15 protein-coding genes are annotated in these 26,514 nt (G+C 58.8%); 7 read left to right on the forward strand and 8 right to left on the reverse strand.

From position 1 onward, the window contains the following. The first annotated feature begins 118 nt into the window (after positions 1-118). Both AC24GY_RS03030 and AC24GY_RS03035 read left to right on the forward strand, forming a co-directional pair. Positions 119-1,654, forward strand: coding sequence for a YifB family Mg chelatase-like AAA ATPase (locus AC24GY_RS03030; protein ID WP_422320581.1), 1,536 nt, complete (start codon positions 119-121; stop codon positions 1,652-1,654). Positions 1,655-1,763: 109 nt separating this feature from the next. Continuing rightward, positions 1,764-2,444 carry a hypothetical protein gene (locus AC24GY_RS03035; protein ID WP_422320580.1) on the forward strand — a complete coding sequence of 227 codons (681 nt, stop codon included), beginning with the start codon at positions 1,764-1,766 and terminating at the stop codon, positions 2,442-2,444. Positions 2,445-2,451: 7 nt separating this feature from the next. On the opposite strand, the gene AC24GY_RS03040 is transcribed toward AC24GY_RS03035, so the two are convergent. Both AC24GY_RS03040 and AC24GY_RS03045 read right to left on the reverse strand, forming a co-directional pair. After that, positions 2,452-3,324: a helix-turn-helix domain-containing protein gene (locus tag AC24GY_RS03040; RefSeq protein WP_487680185.1), complete on the reverse strand. Its 873-nt coding sequence runs from the start codon at positions 3,322-3,324 to the stop codon at positions 2,452-2,454. An 87-nt stretch (positions 3,325-3,411) separates the two neighbouring features. Then, positions 3,412-4,353 carry a Kelch repeat-containing protein gene (locus AC24GY_RS03045; RefSeq protein ID WP_487680187.1) on the reverse strand — a complete coding sequence of 314 codons (942 nt, stop codon included), beginning with the start codon at positions 4,351-4,353 and terminating at the stop codon, positions 3,412-3,414. 259 nt (positions 4,354-4,612) lie between these two features. On the opposite strand from AC24GY_RS03045, the gene AC24GY_RS03050 reads away from it, so the two are divergent. After that, positions 4,613-5,737 carry a prenyltransferase/squalene oxidase repeat-containing protein gene (locus AC24GY_RS03050; RefSeq protein ID WP_487680189.1) on the forward strand — a complete coding sequence of 375 codons (1,125 nt, stop codon included), beginning with the start codon at positions 4,613-4,615 and terminating at the stop codon, positions 5,735-5,737. A gap of 4 nt (positions 5,738-5,741) precedes the next feature. On the opposite strand, the gene AC24GY_RS03055 is transcribed toward AC24GY_RS03050, so the two are convergent. After that, the gene (locus tag AC24GY_RS03055; protein WP_487680191.1) at positions 5,742-6,755 is read right to left on the reverse strand and encodes a hypothetical protein; all 1,014 of its coding nucleotides are present in this window, start codon (positions 6,753-6,755) and stop codon (positions 5,742-5,744) included. A 334-nt stretch (positions 6,756-7,089) separates the two neighbouring features. Here AC24GY_RS03055 and AC24GY_RS03060 point away from each other — a divergent pair, with 334 nt between their 5' ends. The 3 genes from AC24GY_RS03060 to AC24GY_RS03070 all read left to right on the forward strand — a co-directional run bounded on the left by AC24GY_RS03060 (position 7,090) and on the right by AC24GY_RS03070 (position 11,059). Continuing rightward, complete coding sequence (locus AC24GY_RS03060; RefSeq protein ID WP_487680193.1) at positions 7,090-7,374, forward strand: cupin domain-containing protein; 285 nt, start codon at positions 7,090-7,092, stop codon at positions 7,372-7,374. A 135-nt stretch (positions 7,375-7,509) separates the two neighbouring features. After that, positions 7,510-9,834: a TonB-dependent hemoglobin/transferrin/lactoferrin family receptor gene (locus AC24GY_RS03065; RefSeq protein WP_487680195.1), complete on the forward strand. Its 2,325-nt coding sequence runs from the start codon at positions 7,510-7,512 to the stop codon at positions 9,832-9,834. Positions 9,835-10,153: 319 nt separating this feature from the next. After that, positions 10,154-11,059: a DMT family transporter gene (locus AC24GY_RS03070; protein ID WP_487680197.1), complete on the forward strand. Its 906-nt coding sequence runs from the start codon at positions 10,154-10,156 to the stop codon at positions 11,057-11,059. A 1-nt stretch (position 11,060) separates the two neighbouring features. Here AC24GY_RS03070 and AC24GY_RS03075 read toward each other — a convergent pair whose 3' ends face one another. From AC24GY_RS03075 to AC24GY_RS03090, 4 genes are all read right to left on the reverse strand, one after another. Continuing rightward, entirely contained in the window at positions 11,061-13,118 is a 2,058-nt protein-coding gene (locus AC24GY_RS03075; RefSeq protein WP_487680199.1) for a BamA/OMP85 family outer membrane protein, read from the reverse strand. 1 nt (position 13,119) lies between these two features. Continuing rightward, entirely contained in the window at positions 13,120-16,923 is a 3,804-nt protein-coding gene (locus tag AC24GY_RS03080; protein WP_487680201.1) for a translocation/assembly module TamB domain-containing protein, read from the reverse strand. 46 nt (positions 16,924-16,969) lie between these two features. Beyond that, positions 16,970-20,557 carry a PVC-type heme-binding CxxCH protein gene (locus AC24GY_RS03085; RefSeq protein WP_487680203.1) on the reverse strand — a complete coding sequence of 1,196 codons (3,588 nt, stop codon included), beginning with the start codon at positions 20,555-20,557 and terminating at the stop codon, positions 16,970-16,972. Positions 20,558-20,708: 151 nt separating this feature from the next. After that, positions 20,709-21,965, reverse strand: coding sequence for a hypothetical protein (locus AC24GY_RS03090; protein WP_487680204.1), 1,257 nt, complete (start codon positions 21,963-21,965; stop codon positions 20,709-20,711). Between the two features lie 26 nt (positions 21,966-21,991). Between AC24GY_RS03090 and AC24GY_RS03095 the strand changes: the two genes are divergently transcribed. Then, complete coding sequence (locus tag AC24GY_RS03095; RefSeq protein ID WP_487680205.1) at positions 21,992-24,949, forward strand: M28 family peptidase; 2,958 nt, start codon at positions 21,992-21,994, stop codon at positions 24,947-24,949. Here the strand turns inward: AC24GY_RS03095 and AC24GY_RS03100 are convergent, their stop codons facing one another. Next, positions 24,950-26,479 (reverse strand): DUF1549 domain-containing protein, encoded by a 1,530-nt coding sequence (locus AC24GY_RS03100; RefSeq protein ID WP_487680206.1) that lies wholly within the window; start codon positions 26,477-26,479, stop codon positions 24,950-24,952. Between the last annotated feature and the right edge of the window lie 35 nt (positions 26,480-26,514).

The raw sequence follows: 26,514 nt of genomic DNA on the forward strand, positions 1-26,514 counted from the left end.
GTAGAAACGGGGGTGCCCTAAGAATGCCTTTCGCTCCCAATCTTTAGTCGTTCGAATTGGTCAAACGAATGAAGCTCCCGGCTTGCGCTGATCCATAGGCGTTCAATAGTCAGGGCGAATGATTGCCCGCACCTACTCAGCCACCCTCCTCGGCGTCGATGCCCTGGAGGTGGAGATTGAATCGCATGACGGCGGTGGCACACCCAAGATGTTCATCGTGGGTCTGCCGGATGCGTCCGTGAAGGAAAGCCGCGAGCGCGTCATTGCGGCAATTTCCTCCTCTGGTTTTATCATGAACGACGGGGTGACCACCGTGAATCTGGCTCCCGCAGATTTGAAAAAGGAGGGGCCCGGCTTTGACCTGCCCATCGCCATTTCCTTGATCGCGCACCGGGCAAGAATCCCCATGGGCATGCTGGCCGACACCGCCATGATCGGGGAACTGGCCCTCAATGGAGAACTGCGGCCGGTGCGTGGCCTGCTCGCGGTGGCGTTGGAAGCACGGCGCAAAGGGCGTAAACGGTTGCTCGTGCCGAAGCGCGCTGCCATTGAGGCCAGCGTCGTGGCCGGGATCGACATCGTGGGCGTGCAAAATCTGCGTGAAGTTGTGGATTACCTCAAAGGCGATGTGGAAATTGCACCTGAGCCCTGCCGTGCGACGGAATTGTTCGCCGCTGTCTCCCACTACGACATTGATTTCAATGACGTGAAAGGTCAGGCCGATGCGATTCGGGCCATCGAGATTGCCGTCAGCGGTGGACACGGGCTGCTGATGATCGGGCCTCCGGGCACCGGCAAATCGATGATCGCCAAACGCATTCCCACCATCATGCCCGGCATGAGCGAAGAGGAGGCCATTGAAACCACCAAAATTCACAGCGCTGCAGGATTGCTCGGCGAAGCCAGCGCCTTCGTGGCCACGCGTCCGTTTCGTTCCCCGCATCATACCATCAGTGATGCCGGTCTGCTCGGCGGCGGCTCCAATCCAGGTCCGGGTGAAGTCTCCCTGGCGCACAACGGGGTTCTCTTCCTCGATGAACTGCCTGAATTCAGGCGCAGCACGCTGGAAGTCCTGCGCCAGCCGCTCGAAGATGGCAAGGTCACCATCTCACGCGCCGCAGGCTCCGTCACCTTTCCAGCCAAGTTCATGCTCGTTGCCGCGATGAACCCCTGCCCATGCGGCTACTATGGCGATCTCAAGCGCGAGTGCCGTTGCGGATCGGTTGTGATTCAGCGTTATCGTCAGCGCATCAGTGGTCCGTTGCTTGATAGAATCGACCTTCATGTGGATGTGCCGCTCGTTGATTACAAGGCGCTGGCTTCACGCGAGGGAGGTGAAGCCTCCGAGCCCATTCGAAAGCGTGTCGAAACCGCACGTGGCATGCAGCAGGAGCGCTTTGCCAAGCATGCGGGTGTTCATGCCAACAGCAGCATGACGCCACGCCTCATCAAAAAGCACTGCGAACTTGATGCCGAGGCCGCAGGCTGCCTCGAACACGCCATGAGCGAGATGAATTTCAGCGCCCGCGCTCATGATCGCATTCTCAAAGTGGCACGTACTTTGGCTGACCTCGGCGGACACGAAAAAATCAGCGCCGACAATGTGTTTGAAGCCATCGGCTATCGCACGCTGGACCGGAAGATGTGGGCGTGATCGCCCGAAGTGTGGCACCGCAAGACAACGACAGTTCCTGACAAATGCCCGCAAGAACCCCGCGTTCATTGCATGTATGTGGTCCGCGAACATCTCCTCCAACCCCACCATGATCCGCTCACTCCTCGCTCTTGCCGTTTTCAGCTTGCTGCCGCTGGCAGCTTCCGCACATTCTCTCTGGATTGAAGAACTGCCGGACAATGCCGGTCTCGGCGTGCGATTTGCCCAGTGGGGAGATGAATACGAAGTCTCGCCCGGTCATCTGGATTCCTTCGTTCAGGTCTCTGGCTGGACGCTTGACGACAAAGGTCAGCCACAGGTCTTCGATGTGGTCAAAAAGAAGGATCATTTCTTTCTCGGCAAAGTCGATGGCACCCGGCCTGCTTTTGCCCAGGCGCAGTTCACCGTGCGCAAACTGCATGAGGACAAGCCTGCGCGTGCGCCCATCTTTTACTGCCGCTGGCAGCCGGAAGGCGCGGGAGCCGGTACACCTGCCATGACGATGGACGTCGTTCCCACCGGCAAGCCCGGTGAAGCGCGTGTTTATTTCCGTGGCAAGCCCCTCGGTGGTGTCGAACTGCTGTTCTTCTCTCCCAAAGTCAGCGATCAGAAATTGCAGGCTGATGCCGAGGGTTACGTGCGTGCTCCAGACATCTCCAAGCCCGGCCAGTATCTGCTTGCCGTTGCCCGTTATTCTGAAGAACTGCCTGGCTTCTTCAATGGTGTCCCCTTCGGCATCATCAGCCACAGCGCCTCGCTGTATTGGACAGTCAAAGAAGAGAAGAAGTGAGGCGGGTCTACTTGTCTCCGCTTAAACGGCGCACCCATTGCGAAGGCGGCACGCCTTTCTCCTCCGCAAAAGCGCGGCTGAAGTGCGAGAAGCTCTGATAGCCCACTTCGAGTGCCGCTTCGGAGACATTGCACTTCCCGGTCGCGATGAGGGATGCGGCGTGTTCAATGCGCACGCGGCGCAGCCATTGCGAGAGTGTGGTGCCTTCGATCTGCGTGAAGGTGCGGCTGAGGTAGCTCGGATTGCAGCCGACCGTGGCGGCCAGTTCATCCAGAGAAGGCGGCGAATCGATCTGCGCAAGCATCAGATCCTTGACGCGCTGCACGCGCTCTTGGGCGACTCGCAAAGTGCGGCTGATGGCGCTCCCTGCTTGTTGGGCTGTCTCGTTGCGGAAGATGGAGTGGATGAAAAATTCAGTCAGACGCGCCGAGTCGAGCAACTGTCTCGCCTGAGAGCACAAATGGGGTGGCATGGCTCCACGCGCCCAGCCTTCATCCTCCTCAGTCAGCGGTTGGCGGAGCACGCAGCGTGAAGTGCCGCTGATCAGCGGCTGAAATGCATCGCCCACTTGCGAGGTGACACCTTTTAAGGTCAAACGCAGCCAGGCATCCGGAAACACCAGCGTGAGGCACTCATGACGGTCACGACTGGCGAGTCGACGGGCCATCAGCATCTCCGCCGGACTGGCGCGCAGCCAGCAAGTCGTTCGCGCTGGAATCGTGGTGCTGCTGCCATCCTTCCAGCGCATCTCTGCGTCACCCCGAAAATTGAGATGAGCCACGAGAGCATTTGCAGCCGCAGCATCAACCCAGTCTGCCTCGATTCGCTCGGGCACGGTGGTCCATGAGCGAAAGGGAGCTTCTGGGGCGGCAGCGGGCATTGGTAGTTGGGATTGATACTCAGTCTCAATTTCTCATCACATCACACCTTTGCTAGGGTGGGTTCCAGTTATTTCGACTGTTTAAGATCAGGGGTGCTTGCCTGCGGCCTTCGCCGGGGCTGGGGCGGCGGGCAGTGGTGCCGAATCCACAGCCGGCAGGGTGATGACTTCCGGCGGCGCTTTGACACCTTCGCGGCTCTCTCCTCCTATGGCGATAAGTTTTCCAGTTCCTCCGCTCAGCAGCCGATGAAAATACCGTGGATGAGCGAGCTTCGCGACCGCCACCCAGTTTTCGCCGCGCAGCTCAAGCAACTGGCCGGTAACACCGCTGGAAAACAGCCGCCCTTCATGCGCAACAGCAGCAAAACCAAAACCACCGATTTTCTCAGCAGGCAGCGACGGGCCTTCACTCCATTTGCCGGTTGTCGTATCAAGCACGGAGACAGCACTCGTGGTCTTGTCCTCATCCGTCATTCCTCCGATGGCATAAACCTTCGTGCCAATCGTTTGCACTGCTAGGGCGCGGCGTTTGAACGGCTGCGGATGGCTCTGCCAGGTCGCATCAGTCTTGGCCAAATCGAGGGTGAGATAAGTGTCGTGCCACACAGAGTCCGCTTCGCCCTCCATCCTCCATCCGCCGATGGCGTAGACAGTGTCGCCACAGATGATGCTGTCATGGCTGGAACGGCGCTGGGGCAGTTTTGGCAGGGGAGCCCACTTGCCGCTGGCGATGTCATAGCGCGCCGCTGTCTCGCTTGACCACAGATCCTGTTTCTCGCCCTTGGCGTTGCGGGCAGCCATGCCGCCGATACGGATCACACCATCCTTGGCTGCGACGAGGGATGCGCCCTGCGCCGGTTCATCCTTCGCCAGTATCTCCCATTTGTCTGAACCCTGCTTCCAGCGAAACAGATCGCCATGCACTTCGTCACGATTGTATTTGTGACGTTTGCCACTATGACCGCCATAGAAATACAAGGATCCATCCGGCATGCCTGCGGCACCAAAGCTCGCAACAGACAGGGGCATCTCTGGCGGTGTGTCATTCGCCCTCAGGGCAGAAGTGAAGGCGATTAGAAATAGGGAAATCAGTGGAAAAGCTTTCATACAGACACCTGCGATACAGCAGCTACGTTACGCCGCTTGCGTTGGTTTGTGCAATACTGGCGTTAAAATGACCTGAGTGCCGAATGATCGGGCAGGCAGGGAATGGTCAAAAACAATTCCAACGCTGCTTTTTCCAAACTTCCGGGTTGTGCGCGGCAAGTTCAGTGATGCAGTTCATGCCATGAAAACGATTTCCATGGTCTTCTTCATGCTCGCTGGCGTTCTCTCCGCTCAAACCAAACAGGACGTGCAGCAGGCCATCACACGCGGGCTGGATTATCTCAAATCACAGCAGAACAAGGACGGCGGCCATTGGGGGATGATAGAAGATCCGGCGCTCAGCGCGCTGGTGCTTTCCGCTTTGATTCAAAATCCGGCTGGGGCTGATACGTCAGACGCCTTGAAGCGCGGCTACGATTTTCTCCTCAAGAATGTGAAGCCGGACGGCGGCATCTACTCGAAGGCGCGGTCAAACTACAACACCGCCATCTGTCTCATGGCCCTGGTGCTGCGCGCACGGCCTGAGGATGAAGAGATCATTCGCCGCGCACGGAACTTCGTGGCGCATCAGCAAAACGATGCCGACACGCCAGGCAAAACGGACAATCCTTTCGACGGCGGCATTGGCTACGGCGGTGCGCAGCAGGGCGCACATGCGGACCTTTCCAATACGTCCTTTGCTCTGGAGGCATTGTATTACTCCAAGAAGCTTTTCGAAGACACCGGCAAGCCTGTGGATAAAAAGGACGATCTCAATTGGGGTGCCGCCATTGAGTTCGTCTCCCGCTGCCAAAATCTGAAAGCATCGAACGACCAGCCCTGGGCAGGCGTTGACAAAGAAAACACCGGCGCTTTTGGCTACACGCCCGTGCCGCAGGCTCCGAGTGGCGGCAAAAAAGACGATGGCCCAGTCCCGATGCGTTATTACGGCAGCATCAGCTACGCGGGCATGCTCAGCTTCATTTACGCAGGTCTCACACCATCAGATCCACGCATGGTCGCTGCGCTCGAATGGCTGGGCAACAACTATACCGTGGAGGAAAACCCCGGCATGGGTGCAGAGGGCTTGTTCTACTACTACCACACGATGGCCAAGGCCCTGGCCACAGCGGGCATCACTCAACTGAAAACCAAGTCCGGTTCTGCCAACTGGACTGCCGACCTTTCCCGTAAACTCATCAGCCTGCAAAACAGCGACGGCTCCTGGGCCAACACCGCCTCCGGCCGCTGGATGGAAAGCGATCCAGTGCTCGTCACCGCCTACACCGTCCTGGCGTTGGAGCAGGTGCATCGTGCCATGAAATAAGACTTCAGCACGCCGCCTCACGCAGCCAGTGATTCCACTGGATGTGATGTGTGGGCGCAGCCTCCGGGCACAGGCCCAGTCCGGCTCGGAAGTTCCCACCATCGTCATAGATTTCAAGACAGAGAGATTCCCTGCCACGCACCTCGAAGCGCGTGGCCCAGGCTTCAGCTTGGCTCAATTCTTGGCGCAGTGTGAGCTGCGAAGTGCCCGCGAAAAACGTGGTGCCACAGCAGCAGTCCGCCCAATGAGTCGGACACATGCCGGCGGGTAGAAACACAGCCTCATTACGCACGCCGATGCCCAGCGGCGCATCTGCCAGCGTCATGGCACGGATGAGGGGCATCACCGCAGTCTCCCGGATCTGCCAGGCATGCTGGGGGCCGGCCACGCCTAACGCACGCCGCCGCGAGACGCCTTCCAGACCAGGGAAGGCGCTCGTCGGCAGCGTGCGTCGCAGTCCCCCCCAGAGACTGCGCACGGCCTGGGCGTCTGGCTCTGTTCCCAATACCAACGCAGCAGCAGAACCAGCCGGACCAAAGAGTGAGAGGTGGTGCGCCATGGCATGACGACGCACCAGATGTTGAAAAGCAGTGACATCGCTGCGGTTCGTGATGAGCAGCTTCAGGCAGCCTTCGCCATTGAGGTCAAAGAACTGCAGCGCGGCGCTCTGTTGCGCGCCCTCCAGCGGCTCCAGGGTGGCGAGCACACCTCCGAGCTTCGCTGCGCAAATCTCAACGCCCGTTTCCAGGCATACCCAGTCATGTGAATCTGGCACAGGCCCAAACCTCGCCTCTTTAAGCGCCACCGCCGCCGTGACCGGGCTGGAAGGTGCACAGGCCATGAGCCATCCTATTTTGCCCAGGGCAGGCAGCAGCCGCGACCAGCAGCCGTCGAGCTGCACATACGCCGAACCGCATTCATCATCATAGCTCCACAGATCCGGATTCATGCGTTCGATGTCGAAGGTGCCAAGAGTGAAACTAAAGGCGATGCGGCGAGAGGAATGAGAGGGGTCCATGAGTTGGGTATGTCATTTTGATATGCCTGCACCGGGCGGCTGCGCTTTCGTTGCCTTGCCGAAATCTGGCGGTCAAATGTGCTGCCTGCTTCGCGTGCGCAAATCAGCGGCAGTCTTCGTCAAACCGGCGAAAGCGCAGGTGCATGGCGCATGACTAAGGGCGTGCTGCCATGCAATACACCAATCATCACACCCGCCTGAACTCTCGTCCTGATCTCAATCCAGCGCTGCTGCGCCGCATCATGGAATGCCGGCGTCGCAGCCGCAAAGCGCGTACCCATGCGGAGAAAATTGCCATGGCAGAGAGGGGTGAACCTCAAGCCCAGCCACGCTCATGAGCCGTCTGCGTACCGAGGCTTCGCAGCGCTGTCTGTTCTACAATGACTGTGTGCAGGCCCATCTGCTGGGGCTTGACCGCCGCTGCCCATGTTTCGAAGCCTGTGCGGCGGATGAAACCACGGTGGTCATCACGTTTGGGGAAGCCGCTGCGTATCTTGACGGTGCGGAGGTGCGCCTGCGCTGTGGCGAGCGCCTTCGCGTGCCCGCCGCCTGTCCTTTGCGCCTCGTGGCAGCAGAGGCTGCTGATGTGTTGCTGCTCCGAAGCCCTGCCGCCATATGATTTCACAGGGGTTGCGCTCATTTGCGAAATAGTGACGCTCAAATGATCAGGGATGCTGGTCACTGCAAATGAGCGTCATTCTTGGTCATTCCAACGAAAGCGCCACATGCCTCCGCTGAGCTAGAGCGGCGGCCCATGAAATCACCTCCCGCGTTAATACACAAACTCTCTTTGTTCATGCTCGTCTGCGGTCTCTCGCTCGTGGCCCAGGAACAGCCCAAGTCCGAACAGGATATTGAAGAACTGGCGACAAAAGAAATCAAAACGCAGAACTCCGCAGCTGGCGCGGTGCTTGCGGAAGTTGTCATCGTCGCCTCCCGTCATGCACAGTCAGCCGCTGACATTCCTGCATCTGTCACGGTGTTGGACAAGGATGCCAACGTGTTCACTCTGGCCACCAGCATGCGCGATTATGCGCGTTACGAACCCGGTGTCAGCGTTCCATTTGGCGTGGGTGGTACAGGCCCGGCGGCAAACTCTCGGGCCGGAAACTCCAGCATCAACATTCGTGGTCTGGATGGCAACCGTGTCCTCATGACAATGGATGGCATCCGTCAGGCGGATCAGTTCACCTTTGGCGGTGCCTACAATATCGGCCGTGACTTCGTTGACGTGGATGCTCTCAAGCAGGTCGAAATCCTCAAAAACGCTGCCTCTTCCCTCTATGGCAGTGATGCTCTAGCGGGTGTGGTTTCCTTCACCACCATTGATCCAGAAGACCTCCTGATGCTTTCGCCCAGCGGCAGAAACTCCGTGGCACGCCTGACTACGCGCTATGACAGCACGGATGACAGCTGGGGCCACACGATCAGCATGGCACAACGCGCGGGCAATGTGGAGTTCCTGCTCCATTACACCCGGCGCGATGGCCACGAGATCGACAACCGCGGCGCGGTCCATCCAGACACCAGCACCTACAACGTCAACAACTGGCTCGGCAAAATGGTGTGGCACCCCTCGGACCGTCATCGTTTCGAGCTGACAGGTGAGTACCTCGAGCGCTCCAGTGACAACGACCTCCTTAGTGCGCGACGTGTGGTGGTGGCAGCCCCCGGGTTTAATTACAACGTGAACTCCCTGCTGCTGAACGATGATCTGCGCCGCATGCGCTTCAGTTTGGAGCACAAGTATGACGCCGCAGGCCTTGGCCTGATCTTCGACAAGCTGACCTGGAACATGTACTATCAGGTTTCCGAAACGCCGGAGCACCAGGTTGAGGACCGTGACCGCATCACCCCAACCCCGCAGGATCGCCTGCGCATTCGTGATTACATGTACCGTCAGGATCACATCGGGGCGAACTTCAACTTCAGCAAAGCCTTCACAACGGGCGCTTTGAACCACACGCTGGCCTACGGCACTGAAATGGTCACTTCCTTTTCCCGCCGCGTGCGTGATGCCACGGAGTACAACTTCACCACGAATACGGTCACAAAGGTCATCAGTCCAGACACGTACCCACTGAAGGACATGCCTGATACGCGCACTTCCCGTGTGGGTGTTTACATCCAGGATGAGATTGCCTGGGGCAGGGATCTGCGTCACCGCCTCACCCCCGGCGTGCGCGCCGAGTATTACAACGTGGCCACGCATTCAGATCCGCTCTACCTGAGCGCCAGTGCCGGTAGAGCACCGCAGGATTTCAACCAGTTCGCCATCGCGCCAAAGCTGGCCTATCTCTTCAGGATCGACGAGGAGCACAGCGCCTACTTCCAGTATTCGAACGGCTTCCGCAATCCGAGCAGCGAGGAACTGAACGCCACCATCACGAACACAGCATTCGGTTACCAGACCATTCCGAATCCGGACCTGAAAAAAGAAACCAGCAACAGCTTCGAAATCGGTGTGCGCCGCAAAGGAAAAGAGTCCTCATGGAACTTCGCAGGTTATTACAATCACTACGAGAACTTCATCAACACCTTCATGCAGGTCGGCGGCACCGGCGCTCCAGGCAATCCGATCATCTACCAAAGCACCAATCTCACCTCAGCAGAGATTTATGGTCTCGAATTCAAAGGAGATACGACGTTCGGATTCATTCATGAGTCTCTGGGCAATTTCGGTGCCTTCACCAATGCCGCGTACAGCCAGGGCTGGGATGGCCAGAACAAGCAGCCCCTCGCCAGCGTGGATCCCTTCAAGCTCGTCACCGGTCTGCGCTATCGTCGTGAGACATGGCAGATGGAGCTGATTTCGACCTACTATGCGCACAAGGGGGCCACCAACTCCACCCCCGGGGGGATCAATCAGTTCAAAACTCCCAGCGCTCTTACCCTCGACCTCGTGGCCCGCTGGCAGCTCTCCAAAAACGTCACCCTTACCGCCGGTCTCTACAACCTGACCAACCAGAAGTACTGGCTGTATCAAAATGTGCGCGGTGTCGACTCCTCAAATCCGAGTCTCGACCGGTACACCCAGCCCGGCATCAATGGCCGTGTCGCCTTGTCAGTGATCTTCTAGGACATTTTGAGTCAGCACAAAAGTGGGTGTTGAGTCATTACAGCGGGCGTGGCGAGTGGTGTCGCCGCGCCCGTTTTTATTTCCGGACCGGGCGCAAGAAGATCAGGTTTGCACTTCCGTATTTCACATCCATGATCCTCACGTCTGATGAACCTCAAACCTGCCAGCCGAATTGCGATTCGTGCCGTTGTAAAAACGGTGCGCGCCCTTTGGCATGCCTGACACCACGGTTTGAGGACCCTGCGCGAAAAGCGCTCATCATCACGAGACAAAACAATCAGATATGATGCCAGAAGGTAGCCCTCAGACCGGCACCTCCATGAGCCCTCCTGATACCCAACTCCAGCATCATCCCAGGCGCGGCGCGCAGGCGATGCTGCTCTCGCTCATCTGTTTTTCCGGCAATGCCCTCCTGCTGAAGGATCTTTCCTCGCATCGCAACATCGATCCCTGGATGTCGCTGACCTTTCGTGCGGCCGTCGGGTTGCTGTTGACGATCATTCTCTTTGCTCCTGCAGGCACGCTGAAGCTCCGCCGCTCCTTCCAGAGCTGGTTGCTCGCTTCACGCGGTGTGCTTGGAGCGCTGGGCACCGCAGCCTACTACACCACCATTGGGCCGTTGGGAGCCGGCAAGGCAACTCTCATTGGCAATACCTGGACCATCTTTGCCGCCATCATGGCCGCTTTCGTTCTGCATGAGCGTCTCGGGCTCGTGAAGCTCTTTGGCATCCTGCTGGCGCTGACCGGCCTGAGCCTGCTCACCGGACTGGCACCCGGCACGATGGCACGCTTTGGGCATCACGAAATGATCGCCCTTGTCGGAGCGGTGCTTGCTGCAGCCGTCGTCGTCGTGATCCGTCAGCTCACGCGCACAGAGACCAGCGCCACCATCTTCTCCTCTCAGTGCATTTATGCGCTGCTGCTTTCTTTGCCCCTGGCAGCTGCTCATTTCACCTCGCTCAATACCATGGACGTGGTGCTGCTCACAGCGGCGGCGCTGTGCGCCAGCATTGGTCAGCTGGCCATGACGGAGGGCTTCCGTTTCCTCTCGGTTGCTGCAGGCGGCGCCTTTCAGATGACCGTGCCTGTGGTCATCTCGCTTTCCAGCATCACCCTGTTTGCCGAACCCTTCACCGTCGCGCAGGCGCTCGGCGGCGTGCTGGTGCTCTGGGGCTGCTATCACACCGTTGTGGGTGGGTTCAGCAAGAAGCCTGACGCCACCTGACTCAGAAGGCAAACCCCACCGTCACATGCAGGAAGCCGCTCTGCTCTCCCGTGCGGCGGTTGGGATTGTGCCCGTAGTCAATGCGGATGGGCCCAAACGGCAGCTTGTAGCGCAAACCCGCGCCGATGGCCTCACGGAAGTCTGAGGAATACGACAGAGGAGACGAGTTGTTTCCCTGGCCCAGGCTGCCGATGTCACCAAAGATCGCGAACTCCAAATTGGTCATGACCTCATACGAAAATTCAGCGCTGGCAAACAGCGCCGAGGTTCCTCCCAGCGGTGTGCCTCCCGGCGTCACAGGCCCCAGTTTGCGCATGCCAAAGGAGCGCACGCTGAATGGACCACCGTTGAACACACGGCTGTCGATGGGAATTTTGTCCGCCGTCGCTCCCTGGATCGTTGCCAGCTGCGCCCCGGTGGCAAAGCGGAACTTCTTGGTGATCGGGATGTACCAGGCGCCTTGCAGATCTGATCGCACAAAGCTCACACCTGATCCCAGGGCATCGGTGGAGCTCTCGATTCGCCCGGAAATATACCAGCCTTTCTTGGGCAGCACCGGGCTGTCCCGTCGGTCATACATCGCATTGCCACCCACGTTCATCAGTGAGTAGTTCGTGGGTCCCGTCTGCGGCAGCGTCAGTATTTTGGAACTGACCGTGTTGGCTGTCGTGCCGATGAATAACGAATAGCTCAGCGCCTGATTCACCCGCCTCGCCACATCCAGGCTCAGGGATGTGCCCACTCGGTCATATTCGAAACGATTGAACTGCTCCAGCGCCAGGCGTGTTGTCATGGAATACTGCGAATCAAACACCGCCGGGTTGGTCAGACTCACAAAGCCCACCGGCCCCGCCATGCTGTAGCTCAGTTCTGCCGCCAGCGTGTTGCCCGTGTCACGCCAGTTCGTGTTTTTATAAGTCACACCAAACTGCGGTCCAAGGAAAGTGTCATAGCCCGGCTCAAAGCCGATGGTGACAGGCTTGGTCTCCTCGCCCGTGATTCGCAGATTGCCCTCAGCCATGTTGCCATTTTCAGGCAGCACCTTGGTGTCCAGCAGTGCAAACATCCCCGTGTCCAGAGCCCGCTTGAAAAGGAAGTCGGCCTCTTCAGCTTCGTAAATCTGGCCCGTCAGTGGTTTGAATTTCGCCAGCAGCACGCGTTTGGCCCCGCGGCTGAAGGCTTCATGCGTCGTGATCCGGGTGATGCGCACCCGCTCACCGGCCTGCACTCGAAACACCACATCCACCGTGCCGCCGGATTTCCCCAGTGTGTAGTCTGCCGTGGTCGTTGAGTGCAGCCATCCGTGTTCTGCACAGATCGAATCCAGCCGTTTCTGGATCTGCTGCACCCGGGCTTCATTGAAGGGCGTCCCGCTTGCCTCCGTCATCTCCGCCTGCGTCAGTTTTTCAAGCTCCGGCGGCGACCCCGTGATTGAAACCTGGCCAAAGGTAAACTTGGGGCCCGTTTTGATCTCCAGCGTCAGATCACGCCGCATGTCCGGGCCGGCAGTTGGCGCGGGTAGCAGCAGCGTCTCTGCATTCAAATAGCCTTCGGCGCGCAGACGCCGCTGCACCAGCCCCGCACCCTGCTGCATGTCCGCCTCCACCCATTGCGGCAGTTTTTTATCCACGTCCTCACGCTCCAGCGTGGGCTTCATCAGATACTTCTTCAGCTCTTCCTCGGGCAGCGGCATTTCCCCTTTCAGAGTCACCGTTCCTACTCGTACAGCCTTGCCTGGCTTGACGGTCAGGTGAATCCCGCCTGGTTCCATTTTCCATGCCGTTTCAGCCTCCGGCCATCCTTCTCGGATGAAATGCTGCCGCACAAAAAACGCCAGATCATCCGCCAGCGGTTCACCGGGTGGGCCGCTGCCATTCAGCGTCAACTGGTCCATCAGCATGCTGCGCAGGTCATCCCACTGGGCCGCTTCCACGCCATCAACGTGAACCGTCGTCTGGCCAAAATGCACTTCATATCCCCATGCGTTTCCCAGTACGCAAAACAGCGCCAGAAAAACCATCAGGCGGACATTCGTCATTCTGTTTTCGTTATTCGTCATTTTACTGTGGGTCCTCATCCATGGCTCTCGCCGCCTTGCCAAATCGGAGCACATACCCCAGCAGCGCCTTCATGCGCCCTGATTGTGAAAAGCGGCCGATGAACCTGACTTTGGGGGTGATCTCATACATCGCCTGCATGCTGTCATTCGCACGGTCTGCTCCTGAGGGATTGAAGGTCGTGTGCAGCCTCGGCGGGTCGGGGCTCACCGTCTTTTTCTTGTGGAAAATTTTGCGGTAAGTCTCGGCGATCACCAGAAACGCCGCGCGCGTCATTGCTTCACTCGCCATCTGCGCATTGTCGCCGCCCAGCGTCATGCCCGTGCCCAGCAGCGTGACAATGTCCGCTTCGGACAGCGGCGGCGTGCTGGTAAATCGTGTCTTCGGATTCGACGCATCACCATAGACATACAGCGTGATGTCATTGCTCCCCACGCGCGACTCCCCTCGCACATCGAGCTTTGGCGTGAAGGGGTTGTCCGGATTCATCGTCACCACGCCTTTGGTGATTTTCAGAAGGCTGAACGGCAGTTTCAAAACCATGCGGTCCACATTCGCAAAGCCGGTCACTCGTGGTGCCGCACCCGTGCCGCCCACAGCGATGTCCGCTGAGATGGCTCCGTTCATCAGATTGCCCGCGATCACCACCGGGTCACGCGTCTTCACCTTCAGATCAAACGTCCAGTCCTTCAGCATTGGCGGCAGGGCCAGCTTTTGATCGACCTTCGAGGTCGAAGGCGGCGGTGGTGGAAGTTTTTCACCCTGCTGAATCATGCCCGTCACATTGGGCAGCAGATTCACCTCTTGGAAGATGCGGCCACGCACCGCCTCCACCGTTCCGCTCACGCGTGCCGCCTTCAAAGTTCCCACGCAGGCTATGTCTGCGTTCGCTCGCACGCTCGAAGTGGGATTCCGCATCACCAGGGCCTCACGGGCCTCCACCTTCAGATCAAATCGCGGGTCCTGTGTGTTGGCGGCATCCAGCGTTCCTCCCAGCCGCACCTTGCCACCGGCCAGCATCACCGAGATGTCCTCCAACGTCACCTTGCGATCATGGCTGCGCACCTTGACTCGCAGATCGCGCACGCTTGGCATGTCAGCGCTCACGAAGTCGATCTCCGGCGCGTTCATATCAAGCGCCGAATCGATCAGCGGTGCCTTCACCGTGCCGCCCACGCTCGCATCCAGTTTCAATTTCGCCGGCACGGATCTCACCACATCTGGGGCAAACTCGCGCACAAAACTCAAATCGCTCTCCGGCAGATCCAAGGTGGCCTTTAATGGAAGATCCTTCGCCAGCTCCGGTTGCTTCATCAGTTTCGTCAGCACCACCGGCACCGTCGCCTTCAGCGTCAGAGGTTGCAGAGGCGCCTGCACCACCTTCACATCGAGTAGCAGTTCATTCGCCTTCAGCGTCGTCAGCACATCGACCGTGGCGGGTTGAAACGATTTCGGCAGTCCGGGCGCTTTCAGTTCCTTCACACCGATTTTCACCATGGCATCCGTCGTGTCCAGCCGCCCGCCAATCTTCACATCCACGCTCAACAATCCCGGCGGCACACTCTTCACACCCGCCGCAGCCGCGATTTCATGTATTGGCAGCTCATGTGCATTCAGCACCACGTCCATTGGCACGCCATTTGTCACGCCAGTCTGCATCACATCAAAAGGCGCATATGCATGCCCGCTCATCAGCTGCCGCTCCTTTTGCCAGAAGCTCAACTCGGTCATTCGCGCTTCCTTGTCTGTCACCACGCCCTTGGTGACCAGCTTCCACGGTCCCAGCACCGCCTGCATCGTCTCGATCTGCGCCGTGGTGCCGGCAAAGGTAGTCTTCAAGTTCATATCCGCCGCTTCCGGCATGCCTGCCACCTTCGCCTTCACCACCTGCATCTCCACACGTCCTTCACCGCGCCATGGGCTCGCGTCACCATTGAGGGTCAGCTTCAGCGCAAGACTTCCCGACTCAATGGCGGGCGCTTTCACCGCAGCCAGCAGCGGGTTCAAACTCGCGAGCACTGGCAGTGCGATGTCTCCATTCAGATCAAATCCCCATGGCGCCTTTAGCTTCGCTTGGCCCTTCAGATCGATGCGGTTCTGCTCATCCACCACGATGCTGCAGGGCTGAAGTGTGGCGGTGCCATTGGCCACATTCACTTTCACCGTGATCACTGGCAGCGGAGCCCCGCCGTAGCGGCCTTCCGTCACGCTCAGATCGACATCGGCGGTCGCGTTCATCACATCATTCACTTTGAAGGCCGCTTTGCCCGCAGTGGCGATTTTCGCCGTCACTAGTTGCGGCTGCGGTGGCAGCCCTACCGCTTGCATCAAGGCCGCCGGATCATCGATTTGGATCTGCCACTGCGCATTCACGGGCATGGCATCCTCCATCATCATCGTCGCATTCAGATCCAAGCGATTTCCTGCGCCCAGCATCAGTGCAAGCACGCTCACTTTCGCCTCCTTTCCATCCAGGCTCACCTGCACCGCGAGCTTGGGCAGCTTATAAGTTTCAAAACCCAGGTCCGTGCCATTCACCTGCGCAGCGACCTGAGTCGGCGTGGCGCCGATTCCTTTGGCATTGGCGGTCAGTTCCACCCCCCCCCTCGCCGCGGGCGGCTTTGCCAGCAACTGAGTCACATCGGCAATCTTCGCGTTCACCTTGGCCGTCCAAGGTGACTTCATCACATCTTCCGCCAGCTTCGCCTCCAGCTCCGCCACCACTTCGTTCACCCCGCGCAGCACCTTCAGTTCCTTCACGCGCGCCACGCCATTTTTAATCTCCAGCGTGGTCGTGATCGAATCCAGCATGGCGCCCGCCGCCCGCACATCCGGAATGCGGATCTTGCCATCCGCTGCCAGTGTCATCGGCTTGAGCGGATCGCCTTCCGCATGCAAATCCACACTCACCGGCCCGAACTCGACTCCCTCCGGCAGCTTCAAGGCCTTCAATTCGCTCGATGCCAGATCCCGCACACGCACATCAGCCTTGGTTTGCAGCGTGCCTCCAAACATGCCGCGTGCCAGGGCCTCCACAACAACGGCTGCTTTGCCCATGCCCACATCGAGTTTCACGCTGGCGGCATCCTTGTCCCACTCGCTCAAATCCACCGCGAACGACTTCAGCTTCCCGCCATATGGCAGATCGAGTCCCGAAACAGTCATCGTATGCTGCCCCCATTGCACCTGCGCCTTCACATTCGCGACACGCAGGTTCCCGGGCTCCATCTTGAACTCGGCTAGTTCGAAAATCCCCGGCATGCCTTCGCCCACCCGCAGGGTCAAACCCCGCACCGTGACCTTCCTTCCGTCTGCCAGCGTCACCTCGGCATTCACATTTTCGATGTCGATGGCCTTTGGCCACACCAGCGGCGGCGGCTTGCCCGACGACGGCTTTTTCACTTTCACCTCCACCTTGGTGTCCTGCGTCAGCTTGCGCAGGTCCAGCGCCACATCCGCATCCTTCAGCACCACGCTCCTGATGATGTCCAGGTTCCGGGTTCGGATGAAAGTCCAGGCATCATAGTTCACCTCGACCTGCCCGATCGTCGCATGCTCCACCAGCGACCCGCTGGCTTCGATGTGGCTGAGCTTTAAATCTCGCAGGACGGAGCCTTCCACCTGCCATTTGAGATCGATCCCCGCCATCCGTGCTCCGCGATGGCCGCCATATCCAATCACCCAGCGCAGCAGCGGTTCATGGAAAATAACGGCCAGCACCAGCAGCACCAGGCCGGCCAGCATCAGTCGTTTGAACCATCGCCACCAGCGGCGGGTCTTTTTGGGGGCGTCAGAAGGCACGCTCATTCGATGCCTTAAATCGCAGCAAGTTCAATGCTAGCCGTGAATCCTTTTACTTCGCCAGGTCGCTTTCTGTCCACAAGGCAGTGCGGTCCGCCGTGGCGGCACGCACAGTTTTCACCTGCTCGGGCGTCACGGCGGGCGCTTTATTGCTGAAATTGGCCCTCACATAGCTCAGCACATCGGCGACCTGCTGGTCGTTCAGCCCCATGGGAGGCATTGGCAGGGGGGCGAGCTGCTTGAATTCCTGGCCATTCACACGAATCGGGCCGCTGAGGCCATGAGTCAGCATTTTGATCAGGCGCGCGGGATCTCCAGCCGCCCAATCACTGCCGGCGATGGAAGGATAGATGCCCGGCAAGCCCTTGCCCTCAGGCTGGTGGCAGTTCAGGCACAGCGCATCATACACCGCCTTGCCCGGATGATCCACCACGGCGGCTGCGCTGGCGATCTTCTTCACATACTCGGCCTGTTTGGCATTGCCGCCAAAAGTGAGCTTCGCCATCACCGGCACATACTGCGGCTTCAGGCTCTTCACCACCTGCTTGAGCGCGTAGTCAATGAACCTGTCCGTCGGCTTGTCGAGCGCCTGCACCGCCACCTCCACGGCTTCGGGTTTGGTCACATGCGCGCAGGCCACCACGGCTTCCAGACGCACACGCGGATTCTCGTCACGCACGGCCTGGGCCAGAAGTTCCAGCGATTCCGTCGCTCTTGCCCCATACGCACGCACGCGGGCATCCTTCGCCTTGAGCAAACGCTTCACCAGGTCCGCGTTCGGCGCCTCATGCGATTCATACACACCGCAGACTTCCATCAGCAAATGTTCGTCGTCATTCTTCGCGATGAACGCATCCGCTGCCTTCAGCACCTCCGCCGTCGGCGCATCAAACAGCAGGCGCTTCGCTTGGTAGCGCGTCCAGCGCTCCGGTGACTTCAGTTGCTCCAGCAGTTCCGCCGGCTTCATCTCTGCCAGCTTCGGCTGTTTCACGGGTGCACGGCCCTTGGCCGTGATGCGCCAGATGCGCCCATGCGAGCGGTCACGGCGCGGGTCCGCATAGCTCGCCTGATAGTGGCCGATCACCGGATTGAACCAGTCGCACAGATACATCGCGCCATCCGGCCCGATGCTCACATCCACCGGCCGAAACGAGGTGTCGCTCGATTTCACCAGCTTCGGCAGCTGCGTGCTCTTGAAGCCGGAGCCATCATCTTCCAGGCGGTGCAGTTCCACCACATTACCAAAGTAACCGCCGATCAGCGCGCAACCCTGAATGTCATCCGGCAGCGCTTTCGTGCCGATGAACTCCAGGCTGTTCGTCTTGGGATTCGAGTCGAACAAAGCCCCAGTGGGGTGGTATTCATCGGGATCGGCCAGCGCCACCAGTCCAGGCACGCTGTAGTAGCCCACCGGACGGTCGCCGCTTTTGTGGAAGACCTGATTGTAGTCGTCAAACGCCACTCCCCAGCAGTTGTGCCCCGCTTTGCCCCCGTTGAAGTAGGCCGCCATCTTCTGCGTGCGCTCATTCAGTTTCCACACGCCCGCTTTTTCCAGCCGTGCCAGCCCCCAGGCCGTTTCCACCCGTGAAAACGCATGCAGCCCCTGTGTGAACCACAGCGCGCCATCCGGACCATGGCAGATCGAATTAGCCAGTTGATGAGTGTCGCCAATGCCAAAGCCTGCAAACAGCACCGTCTTCTCATCCGCCTTGCCGTCGCCGTTCGTGTCCTTGAGATGTACGATCTGGTCGAAGTCACAGACATAAACGCCGCCCGCTCCCACCTCAACGCCCTGTACCATCGTCAAACCTTCCGCAAAGCGCGTGGACTTGTCCGCCTTGCCATCGCCATCCGTGTCTTCCAGCACGAGGATGAAATCAGACGGCTTGATGCCCGGTCGGGTCTGCGGATAAGTCGGAGAGCAGGCCACATACAGGCGTCCGCTTTCATCCCAGGAGAACTGCGTCGGCTTCGCCACGCCTTCCACCTCAGAAGCGAAAAGATTCATCTCATAGCCTTCAGCCACCGTGAATGCCGCCATCTGCTGCTCCGGCGTCAGCACCGTCTCCGTCACCACTTTGACTTCCGGCTTCGGCTCATCCTGCACCTTCTCACCCTTGGCCAGCGCATGAATTCGCGCGTCCAGTTTGGCGACCAGCGGTTTGCGTTCTTCAAAGCTCTCGCGTAGCGACGGCGCATCCTGCGCAGGCTTGCCAAACATCTGCGTCACCCGGTCGCCATAGACGAACGACCAGTTCGCCGGACGCCAGCAGTCGAACCACAGGCGGTTCTTTTCCACAATCGCCGCCTTCAGCGCGGTGAGGTCATCTGCCTCGCTCGATGAGGCCCCGAGCTGCTGCGCGATTTCCCGTGCCACCACGCGCAGTCCCAGTGCATTCAGATGCAGACCATCGTCGGTGATGCGTGCCTTCGCCGCCGGAATCGACAATGGCGTGAACAGATCGACAAAGATCGCCCCGCGCTGCTTTGCCACTTCGCGCACCGCCTCGGCATAAGCCTTCACATCCTCATTCCGCTGCGTCAGGTCTGGCGCATGGGATGCCGTGGGCTTTTCAAACGGCATTGGCGACACCAGCACCAAACGCTTGGTCTGAGCGGAAAACTGGTCCAGCAGACGATGATAGGCCGACTTGAACTCCGCCAGCCGCTTCACCCCATCAAACGACTCCGTCTGGCCAAATTGCGCGATCACAATGCCCGCACCCGCCGCATCCAGCTGCGCCTTCCAGTCGCCGAAATTCAAATCCCGCCATTGCTCATACACGGTGTCGCCCTCCCAGGCCATCGAGCGAAAACGCGGCTGCTTGGCCGCATACGCCGTGCCGAACACCGCTTCAAATTCGCCCACCTTCTGCTCGCGCACCAGATTCTCCTGGCCCGCCATCACGATGACCTCGTCCTGCTCCAGCACAAACTTGCCATCCTTGAACGCCTCATGTTTTGCCACCGCTGCCCCCGGATTGCCAAAGCGATTCAGCACATCCTTCTCCTCAGGCACCATCGCGTCCGGCAGGGCCTCAATCGTGATGTTGCGGTAGGAGATCTGCGCCTTGCACTTGCCATGGATTTGCAGAGCGATAAGTCCCTTGAGATCAATGCCCGGTTCGCGCTCGTTGTAATCAACCGTGCGCACCTTGTTCACAAACAACTGAATGCGCTGCTCCTCGGCCCGAATCTCATAGGTGTTCCACTCGCCCGGCTTCTCGGCTTTTTCGATCAGTTCCTTTGCCGGCTGCAGCAGCATCTTCTTCCGCCGCGATTCATCATACAGGCAGCCCGAGTAACCTGCGCCGATGTCCGCCTGATAGCCGCTCATCTCATTCGGCGGCTGCGGAATGCGCACGCTGCGGAACTGCACCCCGCCGTTCACAAAGCCCTCGGTGCCCTCCAGCTTGTATTCCAGTCGCAGGATGAAATTTCGGTACACCTTCTTCGCCGTCAGGAATTCGTTTTGCGGATTCCCCTCCAGAGACCCGCCCACGATCACCCCGTCCTGCACCCGCCAGACTTTCGTCGTTTCACCGTCCCAGCCTTTCAGCGTCTTGCCATCAAACAGAGACACCGGTTCGGCGGCGGAAACCAGCAGGGGGAAGAGGGCGAGCAGGGGGAGTAAGCGCATGGTCGGAAAAAAGGTCGGGGCGGATCAAACGCGGATTCGAGCCGGATGCATGCGCAAAGTTTAAGGTGTCGACCGGCCCAAGACTGTTCTGCAGTCCCGGCTTCAGCCGGAATCCGGTTCTGAAGTCGGTTCTTATAGCAGTCAAATCAGCTCACTTTTTGAGCAGCACCTCTTCGCTGTCCACCCAGCAGGCAAGGTAGGGCCACTCGGCACCCTTCATCCATAAGGCGGCAAGGAAGGGGCCGTCGAATGAAAACACCCTTGGCAGAAATGGCAGCGTTTCGACTTTTGGTGCATCCACGGGTTTTTCTGGGCCGCCCGCTGCTGAAAGAAAATCCGGCACAATTTTAAAAACGGCCTGCGTCATAGAGCCTTGTTCATCCAGCCGGAAGCTCAGCAACTGCTGGGCCTCACGAATTTGCCAATAGGTAAAGCCAGGTCCATTGGGTTGGCGCAAATAGGTTTTGCCAATCAGCTCTCCATAATCGCAGGACAGAGTGGTTTTGAGTTTGGGCATCCAAAACCTGTCCACTGCACTGAGCTGATTATGGTATCGCCACCACTTGTCATTTTGCTTGATCGCTTGGTCGGCTGGCAGGGGTGATTTGAGGGCTTGGCGCACTCGTTGAATGCCGTTTTCGAGGCACGTCATATGAGGAATTTTGGCCAGTGTGAGGAAACTGGATTTGGATTTCGCTTCTTCGTAAAAAGGCAGTCTGAGAATGACAGACCCTTTAAGATCATCGGCGATGATTTCGAGTGCATCGCCCAGATTGGCTGCATGCGCTCCTTCACTGCCAAATCCTTGCACAGGGGTTCCTTGACAATTTGAAAAATAAAAAACGCTCCTTTTCAAAGCAAAACCAACCGGGAAACGCGGCGAATGAGTGAGGCAGCTCACAAAAATGGCCGAACCCAGACGATCCGTGTTTTCATCCACCTTCCCTGGCGGCAGGTAGGGGCCGATCATCGCCGCCGCATTGGCCCCTGCTTTTTTCCTGAGCATCTCGCGAATTTCCACGCGTCGGGCTTCGGAGTCCTCGCCGCCATAGACGACAGTGCCGTCCGGCAGCGTCTGTGCAGCATCCCATTTGAAGTTGTTGAGCACATCTGCGATGTGGGTCGGCGGCTCAAGATTTATGGCTTTCACCCCGTGAAACTCCCTCATTTTGTCCCAGGCGGCCTGTCCGCTAGGACTCCACAACAGGCTTAATCCGTTCTGAAATTTCTCGCCCAAATCCAAGGTCGCGGTCACTCGTGTTTGCAGAAAAGCTTCAGGCAATTCTGCGGAAAGAGGAGTTTGAGACCAGGCCAGTGAAAACGTCGCGAGCCAAAATACCTTTGTTGTGAAAGCGCTGATTCGCGTCGTCATCTTTGCATCATGGCCTGAAAGAAGTCTTTTTTTCAAGCTTGAATGTCATGACTGTTGTTCAGATGTCTAGATTCACCAGTTGTCGTCGTATTCACATCACCATGCGCCTGCTCGCCTTCCTTTTCCTTTCCACTGCCGTCTTTGCCCAGACCGAGGCGGATTTCATTACAGCCCCCCGCCAGCTCACCTTTGAGGGCAAACGCTCGGGGGAGGGCTACTTCTCCGCCGATGGCACAAAGATGATCTTCCAGTCCGAGCGCGAAGAGGGGAACCCGTTTTATCAAATCTACCTGATGGATCTCGAAACGGGCGATCAGGAGCGCATCTCCCCCGGCATGGGCAAGACCACCTGCGCCTGGATCCATCCCGACGGCAAACGCGTTCTCTTCGCCTCCACCCACACCGACCCCGACTCGAAAAAGCTGCAAGCCGCTGAGTATGAGGAGCGCAAGAACACCAAAGTGCGCCGCTACTCCTGGGACTACGACGAGCACTACGACATCTGGGAATACTCTCTCGTGGACAAGTCGCTCAAAAACCTCACCCACACCCGCGGATACGATGCCGAGGGCGGCTACTCGCCCGATGGCAAAAAGATCGTCTTCGCCAGCAATCGCCAGGCCTATGAAACGAAGCTCAGCAAAGAGGACGAAGAGCGTCTGAAGATCGACAAACAGTACTTCATGGAGATCTACACCGCCGATGCCGATGGCTCAAACGTGAAGCGCCTCACCGAAGTCCCCGGCTACGATGGCGGTCCGTTCTTCAGCGCCGATGGCAAACGCATCTGCTGGCGCCGCTTTACCCCGAAGGGAGATGTGGCCGAGGTCTGGACCATGAACGCCGATGGCAGCGACCAAAAGCCCATCACCAAGCTCGGTGCCATGAGCTGGGCCCCCTATTTCCATCCCAGTGGCGATTACCTCATCTTCACCACCAACCTCAACGGCTTCGCCAACTTCGAACTCTACATCGTCGATGCCGCAGGCAAGCACGATCCCGTGCGCGTCACCACCACCGACGGTTTCGATGGCCTCCCCGTCTTCTCCCCAGATGGCAAAAAACTCTCCTGGACCAGCGGCCGCGGGGCAGGGGGCGCCTCCCAGATTTACCTCGCCGACTGGGACCACGATCACGCGCTCACCGCACTTGGCCTCAAGACCGATCCACAGGCGGTTATCACCAAGACTCCCGAACCCGACTTCGCCGCCACCGCCGCTGAGATCCGTCCCGAAGACATGAAGCAGCAGGTCACCTACCTCGCCAGCGATGCCCTTGGCGGCCGCCTCACCGGCACCGAAGGTGAAAAACTCGCCACCCAGTATGTCGCTGACGTCTTCCAAAAAATCGGCCTCGCTCCCATGGGCGATGACGACACCTACTTCGACAACTTCGACTTCACCGCCGGCGTCGCGCTCGGCGAAGGCAATGAGTTGAAGCTCAGTGGCAGTGATTTGAAGGTCGATGTGGACTGGAAACCTCTCTCCTTCTCCCAAAACGGCGAAGTCAAAGCCGCAGGCATCGTGTTCGCCGGTTACGGCATCGAAACCCCAGACGAAGCCACCGGCAACGATGGCAAAAAGATCGAGACTTACAGCAGCTACGCGCATCTGGACGTGAAGGATAAATGGGTGCTCGTCTTCCGCTACCTGCCCGAAGGCATCACGCAGGAACGCCGCAACGATCTCAGCCGCTACGCCAGCCTCCGCTACAAAGCGCTCACCGCACGTCAGAAAGGCGCGCGCGGTCTCATCGTCGTCAGCGGGCCCAATTCCAAAGTCGTGCAGCAGCTCTCACCGCTCACGTTTGATGCCTCCCTCGCCACCAGCGGCATCGCCGCCATCAGCATCACCGATGCCGTCGGCGACAAACTGCTCGCCAGCGCCGGCAAGAACCTCAAGGAACTCCAGGACAAACTCGACAATGGCGATCTCATGGGCGGCATCGACTGCAAAGGCCTCACGCTCAGCGCGAACATCGTCATCCAGCAGGAAAAGAAAAAAGGCCGCAACGTCCTCGGCGTGCTGCCCTACGGCGACAAGCCCGATCCTCACGTCGTGCCGCTCATCGTCTGCGCTCATGTGGATCACCTCGGCAGCAGCGGCGGCTCGAACTCTCGCGCCAAGGGCGATGAAGTGAACAAGATCCACCACGGCGCCGACGACAACGCTTCCGGCACCTCTGCCGTCCTCGAAATCGCCCAGTGGCTCGCCGACTTGAAAAAGCAGGGCAAGCTCACCCTCAAACGCGACATCATTTTCGCCGCCTGGAGTGGCGAGGAGCTCGGCCTCCTCGGCAGCAATCACTTCGTCGAGGTCTATGCCAAGATGATCAAAGGCGATCCCAACGCGAAACTCACCGGCATGTTCGCCGCCTGCCTGAACATGGACATGATCGGTCGCTTCCAGAAGACGCTCGTCATGCAGGGGCTTGGCAGCAGCTCCATTTGGGCGAAGGAAATCGAAAAACGCAACGCCCCCATCGGCCTTCCCATCACCACGCAGAATGACGCCCACCTCCCCACCGACAGCACCGCCTTTTATCTGCGTGGCATCCCCACGCTGAACGCCTTCACTGGCTCCCATGCCGACTACCACATGCCCAGCGACACGGCGGACAAGATCGACTACGTCAACGCTGCCAAGATCGCCAAGCTCATGGGCCTCATCGCCCGCGGCATCGCCACCACCGATCCCGCACCTGACTACGTCGCCATGGAGGCCCCAAAAAATCAGGGAGCCCGCACCGGCCTCCGCGCCTACCTCGGCACCATCCCCGACTACGCCCAGGGCGACATCAAAGGCGTCAAACTCAGCGGCGTCTCCCCCATCGGTCCCGCTGCCAAAGCAGGCGTCAAAGCCGGCGACATCATCATCAAACTCGGCGGCAAGGATATCACGAATATCTACGACTACACCTACGTCATGGGAGATCTCAAGATTGGCAAGGAAACCACCATCAGCGTCCAGCGTGAAGGCAAGGAAGTGGAAATGAAAATCACCCCTGGCTCCCGCGATTGATCACCGCCTGAACATGAACTCCTTCGTGTTCAGCAGCGCCCATGTAATGTCCGAGTCCGCTGTAAGCGGCGCTTCATTCCAGTGCTTCTGGGCAGTGGCTTTTTCGAGGCCAGTGGGAAATCTCCCGAGGATCGAGAGGAACAGGTCGTCCATGGGATGATTCGCAGGCCCGGGTGCCACCGCGAGTTCCACGTCCGTGCTGTTCATCATGAAGCGGGCGAGCGCATGCGAGATCGGCGTGATGCTTTCGTCAGACCACTCTCGCGTCCCACGGCCCAGCATCCGCAGGGGATGCTCCAGCGGTGGCACCTGCGGCAGTTGAGCGCTTTTTTCTGCGGACAGGGCATCCCAGATGACTTCAGCAGGCAGGCGTCGGACGTGAGGCGCGGGCACCATGTAACCGCTGCGATGAGGATCCACACCCATGCGTCCGTAGGCGCGGGTGCGGGCCAGAATGCGCTGAAATACGCCAATGCGGTAACCGCAGTGACGGAAAACATCAGCAAGAACGACCTCCACATTTTGTGCCTTTAGTGAGGATGGCTCCAGGCCGACCCACGGGACCCTGTTAGGATGCTGAGCGCCGTAGCATTTGCGGAAAGTCACAGGAATGTCTGAATTTTCATGTACCTCTTCCCAGCTTGGCGCCGGATCACTGCCGCCGATGGTGTGGTCCACGTTTTGTCCGGGCATGCCAAAGAGGCTGCTCCAGACGCGCAGGGCCTCCACGAAGGCAAAGCGACGGCTGCTTTCCTTGGTCAGCCACTGGGCAACGAGCATGCGCTGATCTTTGCCTGATTTGACAGAAGGAGGGACCTCACGAGACAAGCGCAGGAGCTTCGGCTTCACTTGTTCTCCGGGTTTTCCATCGCGGTACCAGTAAGTCGAAGGCAGCCGGATGTTGTCGCCTTCTTCATTGGCAGTAAAGCAGGCCGCAAATTGATAGGCCTCCATCTGCACATGGTCGTTGTAAGCGTTGTCGTGGCACTGCGAGCAGTGCATGTCCTCCCCCACCACGGCATAGGCGGTTTCCACCGCGGTACGGAACGCATTGCCTTTGTCCCGCCGGCTCATGTGGCCCTCACCGACCATGTAGGTGATGATTTGATCGTAGGGACGGTCATCCAGCGCGGCCTGTCTCAGCCAGGTGATCACGGCATCATCGTCCTTCACACGAAACGTTTCCGCCAGCATGCGAAAGCGGGCTTCAGCAGCTGCAGGCTCCTTCACCAAGGCATCTGTAAGCACGGCGCGTTTGATTGGTGATGCACTCGTGAGGAAGGTTTTCACCTCTTCGGGCCTGGGCAGTCTTCCTGCCAGATCAATGCAGGCCCGACGCAGAAAGGTGGCATCATCTGCTTCGGGCGGTAGATTTACGGGCAAGGGTCTCATGCCGCGCGGCGTCTGTATTGCCGCATACTCACGCTCCAGCGCGGTATCGATGTAAGCCGCCGCAGTCTCAGGAACAATGTCGGCGAGCAATGAGGGGCCCAACAAGAGCGGCAGGCAAAAGAGCAGCTGGCGTTTCATGCTGGCAGCAACGGTTCACAAGTCATCTTCTTAGA

The sequence above is a fragment of the Prosthecobacter sp. Pr1 genome (genome assembly GCF_057652315.1).

Coding starts and splice junctions, on each gene's coding strand:
- AC24GY_RS03095 (WP_487680205.1), top strand. CDS start 21,992: ATGTCTAGATTCACCAGTTGTCGTCGTATTCACATCACCATGCGCCTG.
- AC24GY_RS03035 (WP_422320580.1), top strand. CDS start 1,764: ATGATCCGCTCACTCCTCGCTCTTGCCGTTTTCAGCTTGCTGCCGCTG.
- AC24GY_RS03100 (WP_487680206.1), bottom strand. CDS start 26,479: ATGAAACGCCAGCTGCTCTTTTGCCTGCCGCTCTTGTTGGGCCCCTCA.
- AC24GY_RS03040 (WP_487680185.1), bottom strand. CDS start 3,324: ATGCCCGCTGCCGCCCCAGAAGCTCCCTTTCGCTCATGGACCACCGTG.
- AC24GY_RS03050 (WP_487680189.1), top strand. CDS start 4,613: ATGAAAACGATTTCCATGGTCTTCTTCATGCTCGCTGGCGTTCTCTCC.
- AC24GY_RS03055 (WP_487680191.1), bottom strand. CDS start 6,755: ATGGACCCCTCTCATTCCTCTCGCCGCATCGCCTTTAGTTTCACTCTT.
- AC24GY_RS03045 (WP_487680187.1), bottom strand. CDS start 4,353: ATGCCCCTGTCTGTTGCGAGCTTTGGTGCCGCAGGCATGCCGGATGGA.
- AC24GY_RS03085 (WP_487680203.1), bottom strand. CDS start 20,557: ATGCGCTTACTCCCCCTGCTCGCCCTCTTCCCCCTGCTGGTTTCCGCC.
- AC24GY_RS03080 (WP_487680201.1), bottom strand. CDS start 16,923: ATGAGCGTGCCTTCTGACGCCCCCAAAAAGACCCGCCGCTGGTGGCGA.
- AC24GY_RS03060 (WP_487680193.1), top strand. CDS start 7,090: ATGAGCCGTCTGCGTACCGAGGCTTCGCAGCGCTGTCTGTTCTACAAT.
- AC24GY_RS03075 (WP_487680199.1), bottom strand. CDS start 13,118: ATGACGAATAACGAAAACAGAATGACGAATGTCCGCCTGATGGTTTTT.
- AC24GY_RS03030 (WP_422320581.1), top strand. CDS start 119: ATGATTGCCCGCACCTACTCAGCCACCCTCCTCGGCGTCGATGCCCTG.
- AC24GY_RS03070 (WP_487680197.1), top strand. CDS start 10,154: ATGAGCCCTCCTGATACCCAACTCCAGCATCATCCCAGGCGCGGCGCG.
- AC24GY_RS03065 (WP_487680195.1), top strand. CDS start 7,510: ATGAAATCACCTCCCGCGTTAATACACAAACTCTCTTTGTTCATGCTC.